Source organism: Otariodibacter sp., from assembly GCF_029256985.1.
Classification (GTDB): Bacteria; Pseudomonadota; Gammaproteobacteria; order Enterobacterales; family Pasteurellaceae; genus Otariodibacter.
Genome location: NZ_JARIDQ010000040.1, coordinates 1 through 14,919 on the forward strand (window position 1 = coordinate 1; position 14,919 = coordinate 14,919).

Below are 14,919 nucleotides of genomic sequence, written 5' to 3' on the forward strand. Positions count from 1 at the left end.
AATCTTCATTGTCTGACTTCCAAGTACCGTCTGGTTGTTTAGTTAAGGTCGCTTTAGTTGGATTTCCATCTTCATCTGTACCTGTTACCTCAACACTATCACCAGGGTTAGCGTCTTTCGGTAAATCTACTTTCACTGAACCATCAGTCTCACTTGGTGTTAAACCTGGTTTGCTTGGTGCTGTTGTATCAGCATCATTACCAGCTGTTGCTGCTACTGGGCCACTCTTATTTCCTGATGGATCTTTCGCTTCTGCAGTTACTTTTGAACCATCTTCTACTGCTCCTTCTGGAATAGTGGTCGTATTTGGATTTTCAGGTTTAGTACTTGGTACGAAATCTTCATTATCTGACTTCCAAGTACCGTCTGGTTGTTTAGTTAAGGTCGCTTTAGTTGGCTTTCCATTTTCATCTGTACCTGTTACCTCAACACTATCACCAGGGTTAGCGTCTTTCGGTAAATCCACTTTCACTGAACCATCATTCTCATTTGATGTTAAACCTGGTTTACTTGGTGCTGTTGTATCGGCATCATTACCGTGACTATGGCTATGTCCATGTGCAGCAGCAATAGCAATACCTGCAGCTAATGGTACTAAAGCTAATAACCACCATGGGCTAAATACCCATAAGCCTGAGATTTCATCTCCACCTAATGCTTGAGGTGCTGAATCTTGGTTATCTAATGCACTAACAGCATCCGATACTTCTCCTGACTCTGGTACATAAGCATACATTTTTCCATTTTCATGCTTACCAACTAATAAGTTAGTAACTTCTTCTTCTGTACCATAACCATAATAGCCTTCAATAATTACATCCGTTAACAAATCACCATCTTCAAACATGATTTGTAAATTCTTTCCATCACGTTTTGTAATTATATTTTGTGGCCCTAGACCTGTCTCATCATTAATTAATTGATAATTGACTTTATCTTGAGACTTTAAAATTAACGTTTGTGCTTGAGTAGTTTTAAAACTACCTATCTCTTTTTCCGCACTTAATATCTTAATTGTTGCCATAACTCTTTACCTTTTATTATTTTTTTCCATATACAGTAATTTCCACTCTTCTATTCGGTAAATTGCACTCTGCTATTTCTTTTTTACCTTTATAGTTGATGGCACAATCACTCACTACTAGGTTACGTTCGCCGTACCCAATTGCTTCTACTGGATACTTAATTCCATTATTTAATAATGCTTGTTTTACCGACTCCGCTCTGCTCTGAGATAGTTTGTCATTATACTTCTCTGAACCAACGGGATCTGTATAACCACTTACTACAACTTTATCTACTATAGCTGCATCTAATTTATTTGCATCTTGAGCAAAACTTAGAATTTGCGCTTTACCCTCAGCTAAAATGCTGCTGTAAGAAGATTTATTAAATGGGAATAATGCTCCAGCTGATAAAGAAACAGATTGTAATACTGGTGCTCCACAAGCTGGTGTTACTCTTGATAATGTTTGATTCACTTTAGGCAAGCTCTTAACTTCTTGCTGCGCTAATGCTTTATCGACAGCAACTAATTCTGGGCTACCATTTTTACCGCTAATAACTTTAAAATAAGCAACATCACCTACAGGTAATGTTTGAGTAATACCTTGTGTACGATTACCAAACTTTTTATTTGAGCTAAAAGACGTAGTAAAAAGTAGTCTATCTGCACAAACTGGCACTGCACTATAAGTATTATTCAATAAGGAGGCTTGATAATTTCCATTAACATACACATTTACTGCATCAGGAGACATTACTTCATTTCCCTGACGATAAAATACTGCAAGAGCCTCTTTTTGGTCTAAGTGATAACTTGATATTTGCTGAGAGCTATAATTTTTCCAATGCTCTAAAGCTCCATCTTGTTGGGATATTGAACAGCCAGTAAGAATGACTGTTCCTACGATAGCTAACATCTTTTTTTGCATAAAGATATTCTCCAAGGTCTAATTAATATAAAAACAGTACACTTAATCAAGATTAAAACTTCGACAAAAAAATTACTTATTGCCCAACTAATTTAACTACAAATAAGAAAATGTACTACCAATATCCAAAGGATAAACGATAAGCGGATACTGTAATAAATATCAGAAATCTACAATATCAAGAAATCCTTATTACATGAATCCTAATCTGATATTATAAATTAATTGAATTGCATATATCAAGAGAATATTTAATAAAATAGCAAATAATGTATGAAAAATTTGATCTACTTCATAAAATTGAGTTCTACCCTGATTAATTAAGGGACAAATTTTTATAGCAAAATATATCCCATATTGTTAAAAAGTATGTTGTACACCTCTATCTATACAATCAACGCAATCAACAATGTCTTCTTTTAACCTATCGTTATTTAATCTTCCAGAGAAAAACATTTGTAGATGGTTAGCTAAGTTAAGTATTGGTATTTTGGTATGGGTAGACTCGCCGTATCCCAGTCTAAAAAAACTTATACCTCTAAGTAAAAACTTACAGATGTGCAAGCTAATCTCTAGAAAATATTATAATGAACAGGTGACATTGAAGTTTAGTTTGGTGAATTTGAGAATAGTAAGTCAATGTTTGCTTATTGAAATGATAGTATAAAAGAATATCTGGTTATGAGGCCTAAACATTCTAAAATCCTTCTCATTAAACCGACTAATTGCTAATAGAATTAGGGTGAGAAAATCTACGATTACGAGTGAGCTAGTTTACCTAAAAAAATTGCAAGAACACTACCAGAAAATATAGAAAGAAACGAATACGATTCATAAAATAACAATCTAATTTTTTTGAAGGTAGATCAAAATGTAATAGAAAAGCTTATACTATTGCTATGTCCAATACACAGTCAGCGCAAGCTTATTACCAATTATTCGTAAAAAGTGAAACTATGTAGAGTATTATAGTGTTGTTTACACTGATTTTTATCGAAGTTATGATGTGCTTGGTGAGCAAATTTCATCGTTTTTGTATTAATCACAGCACATATTTTGCAAAAAAAGAAAATCACCTTTAGAAAATTGAAAGTTTTTAAAACTAAAACAAAATGTTATTTGCATCATTTTAATGACATTATTAAGACTTATTTTAAGTTGTATTTAAAGTAATACAAATGGTATTTTAATTACAGCAACTTAAATTCTAAAATTTATATTTTAAAACAATCAGTTAAGAGTGATTTAACCTAATTATTTAAAACAATACTTAAACCTTATGCTATAAAATGTTTATTGAACTCAATTTATTTTTGAGTTACATTTCCAACATCGTAACTTCATTAAAAAATTGGGTATTTTCGTATGAATACAAAGCCTATTACATTTGTATCTTGTAACTTCATGGGTAAAAAAATATTAAGTTGCTTATTACTATCACTAATCCTCTCAAATATTGCTAATGGAACTACTTTAAAGAATATCTTAAAACACTCCTTAACATCAGCTCCTGAAATTAAAGAAGCAAGTGCAAACATAGATGCATCTCATAACCGTACTGAGCAAGCAAAATCGCAACACTGGCCAGTAGTGAGTTTGACAGGTAGTCAATCACTTTTGCAACATCACAGAAATAGAGCAGACTATACAAATAAGTCATTTCAACCAGGTATTGAGGGACAAATAAACTTATATGCTTTTGGAGCCATGGAAGCTGATGTTGATCGAACAAAAAAAGAAGAAGAATTTTACCAATATCAATATGCCACAACTCAAGAAGATTTAGGTTATGAAATTGCTAAGCTTTATTTAGAAGCTCTTAACATGAAAGAAGCAATAACGGTATCCCAAAAAAGCTTAAAGCGTCATCAAGAAATTTTGAAAAATATTGATGTAATATTAGCTAATGATGAAGGACGAGAATCTGAGTATGTTCAAGCAGAAGCAAGACTAATAATGGTTCAGCAAGATATCAATAACTATCGTAAACGCTTAGCAAACGCCTTAACAACATTATCTAAATATACTGGCATAAAAGTCTCTGAATCAGATTTAAATAATCCATTTTCAAACTTAAGTGATAATCAACTTTTTAGCCAATATTCAGCAAAAGATAAATTATCTACCCCTATGTATAAAGCGCAACAAGCTGATCTTGATGCAAAAAAATTGGCCATGGATGCTGAAGATAAAAAACAACTACCTCGTATTAATTTGGTTGCATCAGCTACTAGAGAAGATAGACAAGTTGGTTTAAAAGTTTCTTGGGATATTTTAAATAGAGCCAATAGCTATTCTGTACGTGAAAAAATAAGTGATGTTTCGGCATCTCGAGAAAGATTAGCACGTATCTCTCGAGATATTGATGATCGAGCTAACTTAGCTAAAATTAATATTACTGAAAGTCGCACTCAACTTAATACATTAAAATCCCAAATAAATGCATCTGCAAAGGTTGTTGATTTCTACAAATTACAATTCGAAATTGCACGAAGAAGTTTGTTAGATGTATTAAATGCAGAACGTGAATTATCTAGTGTTGAATTAGCATATGCAACAACTCAACATTCTCTAAGATCCGCTATACTAGATTATCTATATTCTCAAGGTTCTATTTCCAATTGGAGTGGGGTTACATCTAATTTATTAAATAATACAAATAAGTGATTATAAACAATGAAAATTATTATTGAAAATTTATCTCTTGCTACGCAATTTTTGGGATCCCAACTATCTGTTGCAACATTAATATCACATACTATCAGGAAATCTAATACACAAATTGATTTTGGTTCTCTTGTTGAATTTCTTAAAAGTGAGGGATTTGATAATGTTATTTTACAACGCTCTCTAAATGATATTCCTACACTTTCTGTGCCTGTTATACTCTTTCAAAAAAACGAAGAGGCTGCATTAGTAACAGAAATTAAAATAAATGAAGAAGGTTCTAGAGAATATAAAATTATACAAATTGGTAATCTTCAACAATGGATAAAAGAAGAAGACTTAGAAAAGAATTATCTAGGATACTGTTGGTTTATTAAACCTAAAAATAGTAAAGACGTTCGTTCAGAACTACCAGAATATAATCTACCTAAAGCTTGGTTCTTTAGAGTAATTTGGAGGTTCAAAAAATATTACTATCAAGTTATTTTTGCAAGTTTCATCGTAAATTTCTTGGCATTGGTTAGTTCGTTATATGTCATGAATGTTTATGATAGAGTAATTCCTAATAAGGCCTATCAAACACTATGGGTCTTAAGTATAGGTGTAATTTTAGCGATTACTTTTGAGCTTATTGCGAAGATGTTACGAGCACATTTACTTGATATAGCTGGGAAAAAAACGGATTTAATTATTAGTTCAGCTATCTTTAGACGGGTTATGTCAATTAAATTGAAAGAAAGACCAGCTTCATCTGGCTCATATGCAAATAATTTGCGAGAGTTTGAATCTGTTCGTGATTTTATGACCAGTGCTACTCTACTAACTTTAGTTGATTTACCTTTTTTATTATTATTTATCTCAGTGATGTGGATTGTAGCAGGTAAACTTGCTTTAGTTCCCCTATCAATAATTCCAATTGTTATTATTGTGAGTTTTTTTGCACAAATTCCTTTTTCTCGCTATATCAATGAATCAATGAGAGAAGCATCTCAGCGACAAGGCCTTGCAGTAGAAGCAATTGAAGGGATGGAAACATTAAAAACAAATAATGCAGTTAATTGGGCACAAAAACGTTGGGATTTCTATACAGCTAAAACAGCAGCATCTTCTATAAAGGTAAAAAATATTGGTACATTTATTACTAGTTTTACCACAGCTATGCAACAATTAAATACGGTATTTTTAATATTAGTTGGAACTTATTTAATCCACAGTGATAACCCTTCAAATAAAATTACTATGGGAGCATTAATTGCAACAGTTATTTTATCAGGAAGAGCTTTAGGTCCTTTAGGTCAAATTGCAAACTTAGCAAACCGCTTTCAACAAGCAAAATTAGCTTTGCAGGGAATTAATAGTATTGTAGAACGGCCAATTGAACGAGATAGTAATAGAAATTATATTACAATTGATAAAATTAATGGCAAATTAGTATTTGATAAAGTATCTTTTTCCTACGAAGATGATGGTAATCCAATACTTGATAATCTTTCTCTAGTAATAAATCCTGGTGAAAAGGTCGGTATTTTAGGTAAAATTGGTAGTGGAAAATCAACTTCCCTAAAGCTAGCATCAGGGATTTATGAGCCTCAAAAAGGTAATATTACTTTAGATGGTGTCGATATGCGTCAAATTGATCCCCATTTTTTACGTAACCAAGTCTTATTATTAGAACAAAACCCTAGACTATTTCTCGGTACATTAAGAGAAAATCTCGATCTTGCTAGAATGGATGGTTTTTCTAGCGATCATGAGCTACTAAAGGCTCTTGAACGTTTTGATCTATTAGATATGATTAGGCATCATCCTAAAGGCTTAGATATGCCGTTAGGTGAAAATGGTTTAGGATTATCAGGTGGACAAAAACAGATTCTGTCTTTAGCAAGAATGACTATGAAAGATCCAAAAATTGTCTTATTAGATGAGCCAACAACAGGTTTAGATCAGTATTCTGAAATTCAAGCATTGAAAGGAATTGCAGAATGGGCAAAAAATAAGACAATGTTAGTCGTCACACATCGTCCTCAAGTACTAAAAATAGTAGATAGAGTTATTGTATTTGATAGTGGTAAAGTTGTTATCAGTGGACCAAGAGATGCTGTTCTTCAATATTTAAAAGATCAAGAGAATGGAAAAAAAGCTAGTCAAACCAATGATGCTAATGATAGCAAAAAGCAATGATCAAATTATAACTAATGGCATTAAACAATATGAATGATAATAAAAATCCTACACAAAAACCAACAGAAAAAAAGAAGGCTGTTAGTAACGTAGTAGTAACAAAAAAAAATACATCAGCTAAAAAAGAGAAGATTCCTTCGAAAGATTTTTATCTTCTCAATGATTTAAATGCTGCACTACAGCAAGAAAGTCATAATGGTATTTTTGCAACTATACTATTCTTTTTTGTCTTTTTAATTGCTTTTGTTATTTGGGCATACAATAGTCCTATTGATGAAGTAACTCGTGGACAAGGTAGTATTATTCCAAATAGCCGTGAGCAAATTATCCAAAGCCTTGATCCAGGAATTCTAGCCCAAATGCTTGTAAAAGAGGGGGATACTGTTGAAAAAGGCCAAATATTACTGAAACTTGATGACACACGTTCATCCGCAGTTCTAAGAGAAAGCCAAGCTAAAGTAGAAAACCTAGAAGCTTTAGCTGATCGTTTGAGAGCTGAAGCTTATGGAATGGATCTCAAATTTTCAGAATCAATTCCTAAAGAGTTACAAGAACGTGAACGTTCTATTTATAATTCTAGGAAAAATTCGTTGATTGACTCAATTCAAAGTTTAGAACAAAGTAAAAATTTTCTTCAACATGAGATTAATATTACTGAACCAATGGTAAGCCGTGGTGCAGTTTCTCAAGTTGAGCTACTTCGAATGCAACGCCAAGTAAGTGACTTACAGTTACAAATTATTGAGCGTAAGAATAAATATGTTAATGATGCCAGCTCTGAATTAACGAAGGTCGAATCTGAACTTTCTCAAGCAAAAGAAAATATGGCAATGAGAGCAGATCCAGTAGAGCGTTCACTTATTCGCTCACCATTAAAAGGAGTAGTAAAAAATATTCGAATCAATACTATTGGAGGAGTTATTTCTGCAGGACAAGATATTATGGAAATAGTACCAATAGGAGAAAATTTGTTAGTTGAAGCTTACATTAGCCCAAGAGATGTTGCCTATGTGACACCGGGTATGTCTGCTTTAGTAAAGTTAACAGCTTACGATTACGCAATATATGGTGGCTTAGATGGTACAGTAACGCTATTAAGTCCAGGCACATTGGAAAATAACACTCGTCCTAACGAGTTAAAAATTGATCCAAATACATCGTATTATCGTGTACTTGTAAGAACGGATAAAAATACGCTAACTGATAAAAATGGAAATATAATGCCTATTATTCCAGGAATGATTGCTTCAGTTGACATTAAAACTGGTCAAAAAACTATCTTTGAATATTTAATAAAACCAATAACGAGAATGAAACAAGCTCTACAAGAGCGATAATCATGCATATGATGGTTTTATTACTTGCAGATAGTATTTTATTAAAATTACTACCTAACTTATGATTAGTTTTTATTGAAAATTAATGCTATCTTAAGTACAATACCTAACTCTTCACGAGCGAGCTTTGCTAGCTCGTGTTTTTTATGTGATGTTTTTATTATAAACAAGGGGAGCTAGCAATAGCGTTATTACCCATATTAAAGGAAGCTCAAAATGGCAAAAAAAGTACAAGCCTACGTTAAGTTGCAAGTTGCAGCAGGTATGGCAAACCCGTCACCACCAGTTGGTCCAGCATTAGGTCAACAAGGTGTTAATATCATGGAATTCTGTAAAGCATTCAATGCACGTACAGAAAGTATCGAAAAAGGTTTACCAATTCCAGTTGTAATTACTGTATACGCAGACCGTTCTTTTACATTCGTTACTAAAACTCCACCAGCAGCGGTATTATTGAAAAAAGCTGCAGGTCTTAAATCTGGTTCTGCAAAACCAAATAAAGACAAAGTTGGTAAAGTAACTCGTGAACAGGTTCGTCAAATTGCTGAAACTAAAGCTGCAGATATGACAGGTGCAACAATTGAAACTAAGATGAAATCTATTGAAGGTACTGCACGTTCAATGGGCTTAGTGGTGGAGGAATAATCGATGGCTAAATTGACTAAAAAAATGAAAGCAATCAAAGCTGGCGTAGACTCTACTAAAGCATACGAAATTAATGAAGCAATTGCATTATTAAAACAATTTGCAACAGCTAAATTTGTTGAAAGTGTTGATGTTGCTGTAAATTTAGGTATCGATCCTCGTAAATCTGACCAAAACGTTCGTGGTGCAACAGTATTGCCACACGGTACTGGTCGTACTGCCCGTGTTGCAGTATTTACTCAAGGTGCTAATGCAGATGCTGCTAAAGAAGCTGGCGCTGATTTAGTTGGTATGGAAGACTTAGCTGAACAAGTGAAAAAAGGCGAAATGAACTTCGACGTTGTTATTGCTTCTCCAGATGCAATGCGTGTTGTTGGTCAATTAGGTCAGATCCTTGGTCCACGTGGTTTAATGCCAAACCCTAAAGTTGGTACAGTAACTCCAAACGTTGCTGAAGCAGTTAAAAATGCAAAATCAGGTCAGATCCGTTACCGTAATGATAAGAATGGTATTATCCATACTACTATCGGTAAAGCTGATTTCACTCCTGAGCAATTAGTTGAAAATCTTCAAGCATTGTTAGCGGCTATCACAAAAGCTAAACCAACAACTGCAAAAGGTGTATTCATCAAGAAAGTTAGCGTTTCTACAACAATGGGTGCAGGTGTTGCTGTTGATCAGTCTTCACTATAATTTTCTAATATAATTTATATTAAGAAAAAGCATTTTGATCTACTTCTTCTTAGTTGGATTTAATCCAACTTTTGGGAAGTAGATCAAATTTTTTATATGAATCTCGTCTCAATCTTTTACCATAAAATCACAAAATATAGTTATTTAGATTGATAACCTAATTCACAATGCATCATATTCCAAACTTTAGTAAGAGGAACTTCTGATTGACTTATTTTAGTAACTAAACTAGCACCAAGCCAAGTGTAATACCAACGACTAGCGATACATTCTGCTGAAATATTTTCCTTCTGGATAAGCGAACCATCTTCCCAGCCTATTTTAATTTGATCACTAATCCAATCTATAATAGTTTGATAAGTCTTAGCTAAGGCTTGCCTCATAATATCTGAGATATCAGAAACTTCTCCACTCAATTTTACAATTAAACATTTTTCACCCGAACAAACATCTTTTTGAGTGTTGTACCAGCTTTTAAAATATTCATATAGTTTCTGTTGCCCAGATATTGACTTACTTGAAAGAGTATTAAGTCGGGTTTTATAATTAAGTAAATATTGCTTTATTATTTCCTCACCAAATGCTTCTTTTGATTCAAAATAATGATAAAAGGATCCTTTTGGTATGCCTGCTGTATCTAATATTTGTTTTAATCCAACAGCTGTAAATCCTTTTTGAGCAAGTAGCTGATATCCTACATCTAAAATATGTGATTTTGTATCTGAATATTTTTTCTCTATTTTTGCCATTTCGGTCATTAAAAATTTTCTCTTATCGATCATTCTATGCTGAGAATAAATGTATGGGTATAAAATTATACCCATACATTATTCCAAGCATTAATTATTCTGAATAAAACGGATAATCAGTATAACCTACTTCTCCACCACCATAGAATGATTCTGGACGTTGTTCATTAAATGGTAAATCTTGAGCAATACGTTCAGCAAGATCAGGGGTGGCAATATAATCACGTCCAAATGCAACTGCATCCACAAAGCCAGCCTTTACCACTCTTTCTGCTTTATCAGCAGTATAACCGCCTGCCGCAATAATCATATTAGCAAATGCTTTACGCAGATTTGTTCTAAAATTATCATTATAAGGCTCACCACCAGCCCAATCTGGTTCAGAAACGTGTAGGTACATTAAGCCAAATTTATTAAGTTGTTCGACTAACCAAATGGCTTCTTCCTCATCATAACCAACATCTATACCATTAAAACTACCTAATGGTGAAATACGAATACCAACATGCTCTTTATCCCAAGCATTGATACAAGCCTCAATGACTTCAAACAGTAAACGAGCACGATTTTCTTGACTCCCACCATATATATCTTCACGCTTATTCGTTTTTATAGCTAAAAATTGATGTAATAAATACCCGTGAGCCGCATGCAGTTCTACCCCATCAAATCCAGCTTCTTTTGCATTTTTTGTTGCTTGAGCAAAATCTACTACAACTTGTTTAAGTTCTTCAAGAGTCGCTTCACGAGGTTTAGTAACTTGAGTACGAATTGGTTGCCCATTTTCATCACGTAAAGATGTTCTTGTATCTATCTCTATAGCAGATGCTGAAATTGGTGCTTTATGCTCTGGTTGTAAACTTTCATGAGAAACTAACCCTGTATGCCAAAGTTGTAGCACAATTTTACCACCTTTATCATGAACAGCTTGAGTAACAGGCTTCCATGCTTCAATTTGTTCTCGAGTGTGAATACCCGGAGCGCCAGCATAGCCTTTAGCTTGGAATGAAACTTGTGTTGCTTCTGCAATGATCAATCCAGCACTTGCTCGTTGAGAATAATATTTTGCAGCAAAAGGCGATGGAATATCACCAGGTTCTGAAGCTCTTAAGCGAGTTAGCGGAGCCATTACAATTCTATTTTTAAGGGTCTGGTTACCCATTTTTACTGAATTGAATAATACTTCATGTTTCACGTTCACATCCTTTTATAATATTGCTATTTCAAAATTAGAGAATTAGTTGTTTTGTTCTTCGATTTTCATTGCTCGTTGAAAACTTTCTAATTCTGCTAACTTTCCGATATATTTTTTGATATTAGGATAATTCTCTAACTGCTGATTTTTATTGAGCATAATAAAGTTAAATGCGAGCATAAAATCAGCACCACTTAACTGATCACCAACGATATAGGATTTATTTTCTAATGTTTGATCTAAATAACTTAATAACTTGCCTTTTTCGCTAGCGATATAATTTTTTAAAAATTTATTATCATCAACTCCAGCTGCTTGAGTAAATATGTCTAACAATAGAGGTACCATTAAAGAGCTTTCAGCAAAATGAATCCATTGTAGATATTCAGCATACTCTGGAGTGTCTGCTTTAGGCATTAATCTTTCTGGTGCAAATTTCTCTATTAATAATTCAGTGATTGCCCCTGACTCAGCAATAACTTTTCCATCTAGCTCAATAACTGGTGATTTACCTAGTGGATGCACCTGTTTTAAGTTTTCTGGAGCTAAATGATTGTCTTTATTTCTTTTATAACTTACTAACTCATAAGGCTGATTTAGTTCTTCTAAAAGCCATAATATTCTTAATGAACGTGATTGGTTTAGGTGGTGTAGTTTGATCATATTAACCTCTTTATATAAATATTAATTTAATGCTCGCTGTAAAATACGTTTTGATACTTCAAGATCATTTGTAGCATGCTCGCCCAATTTAACCATACCATGAGCTTCTAATTGCCCAAGTATTGCTTGAACGGAATCCTCATTTAAATTCACATCGGCTAATCGAATTGGTAATCCTAATTCTTGGAAGAAATCTTCTGTTTTTTGGATTGCTGATTCAATTAAGGAATCATCATCCATCTGTGAATCTGTTATCTGCCAAACATTACGAGCATACTGAAGTAACTTCTCTTTTTTACTGTCCTTTAATTCACGGAGTAAAGAAGGAAGGACAATACTCAAGGTTCTCGCATGATCAATTTTATAGAGTGAAGTTAATTCGTGACCAATCATATGAGTCGTCCAATCTTGTGGAACACCTCTACCAATTAACCCATTTAGTGCCATTGTTGCTGCCCACATGATATTTTTACGCACATCCAAATTCTCTGGCTGTACTTTTACCGCACGCCCTTCTTCTATTAAAATTTTCAATAAACTTTCAGAAAATGCGTCCTGTACCTTTGCATTAACAGGATAAGTCAAATATTGTTCAATCACATGAACAAAGGCATCAACCACACCATTCATTACTTGTTTTTCAGGTAAAGTTAATGTTTTAGTTGGATCAAGAATAGAAAATTTTGGATAGACTAATGGATTACCGAAAGCGAGTTTTGCTTTGCGTTCACTATAATTAATAACTGCTCCCGCATTCATTTCCGAACCTGTTGCAGGAATAGTTAAAACCGTACCTAATGCTACGGAAACTTCAGTAATATTTTTACCAAAGCTTGTTAATGCTTCCCATGCTTTATCACGAGATACATTACCAGCTTCATCGAGTAAACCAGAGACTAAAACAATAAATTTACTTCCATCAATAACAGATCCACCACCGACAGCTAAAACAAAATCAATTTTTTCTTGATTAACTATATCTGCTGCTTTTAATAACGTCGTAAATTCTGGATTTGGTTCAATTCCTCCAAATTCAAAAATTGTTCGACTCCCATTTGAATTTAGAGCGGTTTTAACTTCATCTAAAGTACCTGTTCGTTTAGCTGAGCCTCCACCATAAGTAATAAGCACTCTAGCATGTTCTGGCACTAAGCTAGATAATTGCTGAATTTGTCCTTCACCAAATAAAATACGAACGGGGTTATAGTAATCAAAATTATTCATTAAATTTTCCTTTTTAGATTTATAAGAGAGATCATAATTCACTCAGGTCAGAACAGAGTACATTAAATTAGACTGGTCGTCTATTAATTTCTAAGAAAGATTAATTATGACTAATGATTGTATGTTATATGGTGGGAGAAACTGATAAGTAATATCGATATATACGACAAAACCCAATCAAGTGATAAGCAGTTACTTAGAAAATAAAATGAGCATAAAAAATAAATTTTATGCTCATTTTATAGTTTACAAAACAAAACCAATTGCATTATAAACTTTTTCTAAAGTCGTTTGTGCCTTGATTCTCGCTTTTACCGCACCTTCACGATAGATCTTTTCTAGCAACGCTTCATCATTACGGAAATGATGGAAACGCTCTTGTAGCTCAGTCAACATAACAGACACTTCATCCGCCACAGCTGTTTTCAAATGACCATACATTTTGCCTTCAAACTCAGCTTCTAATTCTGGAATAGATTTACCTGTAACACCAGAAAGAATATCTAGCAAATTAGATACACCCGGTTTTTCTTGAATATCATAACGGACAACTGGTGGCTCATCACCATCTGTCATCGCACGCTTAATTTTCTTCGCAACTGACTTAGGATCTTCTAATAAACCAATCACATTATTGCGATTCTCATCAGATTTAGACATCTTTTTGGTTGGTTCAAGTAATGACATTACTCTAGCCCCTGCTTTAGCAATAAAGGCTTCAGGTTCAGTAAAAATACCTTCAACTAAGTTGCCTTCCGAATCTTTCTTACCATATAACGCATTAAAGCGATTAGCGATATCACGTGTAATTTCTAAGTGTTGTTTTTGGTCATCGCCAACAGGTACTTGATTAGCTTGATAAATCAAAATATCTGCCGCCATAAGCACTGGGTAAGTAAATAACCCAACATTTACGTTATCAGCATGACGAGCGGATTTATCTTTAAATTGAGTCATTCGGCTCATTTCACCAAAATAAGTATAACAATTTAATACCCATGCTAATTGAGCATGCTCTGGTACATGTGATTGAATAAAAATAGTACTTTTTTCAGGATCAATGCCACAAGCCAAATAGATTGCTAAGGTATCTAATGTTGCTTTACGTAAAGCAACTGGATCTTGTCGTACCGTAATAGCATGTTGATCCACGATACAAAATAGACATTCATAATCATCTTGCATTTTCGTCCATTGACGTAATGCCCCTAAATAATTTCCTAGGCTAAGTTCGCCAGAGGGTTGAACCCCACTAAATACAATTGGTTTAGACATTATTTTTTCTCTTTTCTTATAATTTAAATAACAAGCGGTAAGATTGTGGCAGAATTTTGCAAAAAATGCCAAGGATCTAACCGCTTATTTTCCGATAAGTTTAATTTTGTGTCGCTACTCCGCATAATTCGGCAAGTGTCTTCAATCTAGCATCTGATTTTAAAACAAAAGGATTTTTTTTCATTCCATGCATAGCCAGCTAAGATAGATGAGATCATGCGGCGAATTTCTGGTTGTGGATTTTTAGCATAAATGACATTTTGAAACGATTCATCATACCACCCATTAACGTAAGTTCTAAACGCATTAACTCCAACCATTAGTGGATCTACAAATTCTTTTTGCCAATCCACTTG

11 protein-coding genes and 2 pseudogenes are annotated in these 14,919 nt (G+C 33.7%); 5 read left to right on the top strand and 8 right to left on the bottom strand.

The features are described 5' to 3' along the window. Both Q1J40_RS03875 and Q1J40_RS03880 read right to left on the bottom strand, forming a co-directional pair. Nucleotides 1–1,024, bottom strand: a pseudogene (locus Q1J40_RS03875) (hypothetical protein); the annotation flags it as partial. 16 nt (nt 1,025–1,040) lie between these two features. Further along, entirely contained in the window at nt 1,041–1,934 is an 894-nt protein-coding gene (locus Q1J40_RS03880; protein WP_301098742.1) for an OmpA family protein, read from the bottom strand. Between the two features lie 1,365 nt (nt 1,935–3,299). Here Q1J40_RS03880 and Q1J40_RS03885 point away from each other — a divergent pair. The 5 genes from Q1J40_RS03885 to rplA all read left to right on the top strand — a co-directional run bounded on the left by Q1J40_RS03885 (nt 3,300) and on the right by rplA (nt 9,457). Then, the gene (locus Q1J40_RS03885; RefSeq protein WP_301098743.1) at nt 3,300–4,601 is read left to right on the top strand and encodes a TolC family protein; all 1,302 of its coding nucleotides are present in this window, start codon (nt 3,300–3,302) and stop codon (nt 4,599–4,601) included. 9 nt (nt 4,602–4,610) lie between these two features. Then, nucleotides 4,611–6,782 (top strand): type I secretion system permease/ATPase, encoded by a 2,172-nt coding sequence (locus Q1J40_RS03890; RefSeq protein ID WP_301098744.1) that lies wholly within the window; start codon nt 4,611–4,613, stop codon nt 6,780–6,782. Nucleotides 6,783–6,811: 29 nt separating this feature from the next. Beyond that, nucleotides 6,812–8,119 carry a beta-barrel domain-containing protein gene (locus tag Q1J40_RS03895; RefSeq protein ID WP_301098745.1) on the top strand — a complete coding sequence of 436 codons (1,308 nt, stop codon included), beginning with the start codon at nt 6,812–6,814 and terminating at the stop codon, nt 8,117–8,119. Between the two features lie 216 nt (nt 8,120–8,335). After that, entirely contained in the window at nt 8,336–8,764 is a 429-nt protein-coding gene (rplK, locus tag Q1J40_RS03900) for a 50S ribosomal protein L11 (protein ID WP_121123035.1), read from the top strand. A 3-nt stretch (nt 8,765–8,767) separates the two neighbouring features. After that, on the top strand, nt 8,768–9,457 hold the full coding sequence (gene rplA, locus Q1J40_RS03905) for a 50S ribosomal protein L1 (RefSeq protein WP_301098746.1): 690 nt from the start codon (nt 8,768–8,770) through the stop codon (nt 9,455–9,457). A gap of 140 nt (nt 9,458–9,597) precedes the next feature. Here rplA and Q1J40_RS03910 read toward each other — a convergent pair whose 3' ends face one another. From Q1J40_RS03910 to Q1J40_RS03935, 6 genes and pseudogenes are all read right to left on the bottom strand, one after another. Further along, nucleotides 9,598–10,281 (bottom strand): TetR/AcrR family transcriptional regulator, encoded by a 684-nt coding sequence (locus Q1J40_RS03910; RefSeq protein ID WP_301098747.1) that lies wholly within the window; start codon nt 10,279–10,281, stop codon nt 9,598–9,600. Nucleotides 10,282–10,300: 19 nt separating this feature from the next. Next, the gene (nemA, locus tag Q1J40_RS03915) at nt 10,301–11,401 is read right to left on the bottom strand and encodes an N-ethylmaleimide reductase (RefSeq protein WP_301098748.1); all 1,101 of its coding nucleotides are present in this window, start codon (nt 11,399–11,401) and stop codon (nt 10,301–10,303) included. A 42-nt stretch (nt 11,402–11,443) separates the two neighbouring features. After that, nucleotides 11,444–12,064 (bottom strand): glutathione S-transferase family protein, encoded by a 621-nt coding sequence (locus tag Q1J40_RS03920; RefSeq protein ID WP_301098749.1) that lies wholly within the window; start codon nt 12,062–12,064, stop codon nt 11,444–11,446. Nucleotides 12,065–12,085: 21 nt separating this feature from the next. Next, the gene (locus Q1J40_RS03925; protein WP_301098750.1) at nt 12,086–13,288 is read right to left on the bottom strand and encodes an iron-containing alcohol dehydrogenase; all 1,203 of its coding nucleotides are present in this window, start codon (nt 13,286–13,288) and stop codon (nt 12,086–12,088) included. 246 nt (nt 13,289–13,534) lie between these two features. Further along, the gene (trpS, locus tag Q1J40_RS03930; RefSeq protein WP_301098751.1) at nt 13,535–14,563 is read right to left on the bottom strand and encodes a tryptophan--tRNA ligase; all 1,029 of its coding nucleotides are present in this window, start codon (nt 14,561–14,563) and stop codon (nt 13,535–13,537) included. Between the two features lie 146 nt (nt 14,564–14,709). Then, nucleotides 14,710–14,919, bottom strand: a pseudogene (locus tag Q1J40_RS03935) (FAD-dependent oxidoreductase); the annotation flags it as partial.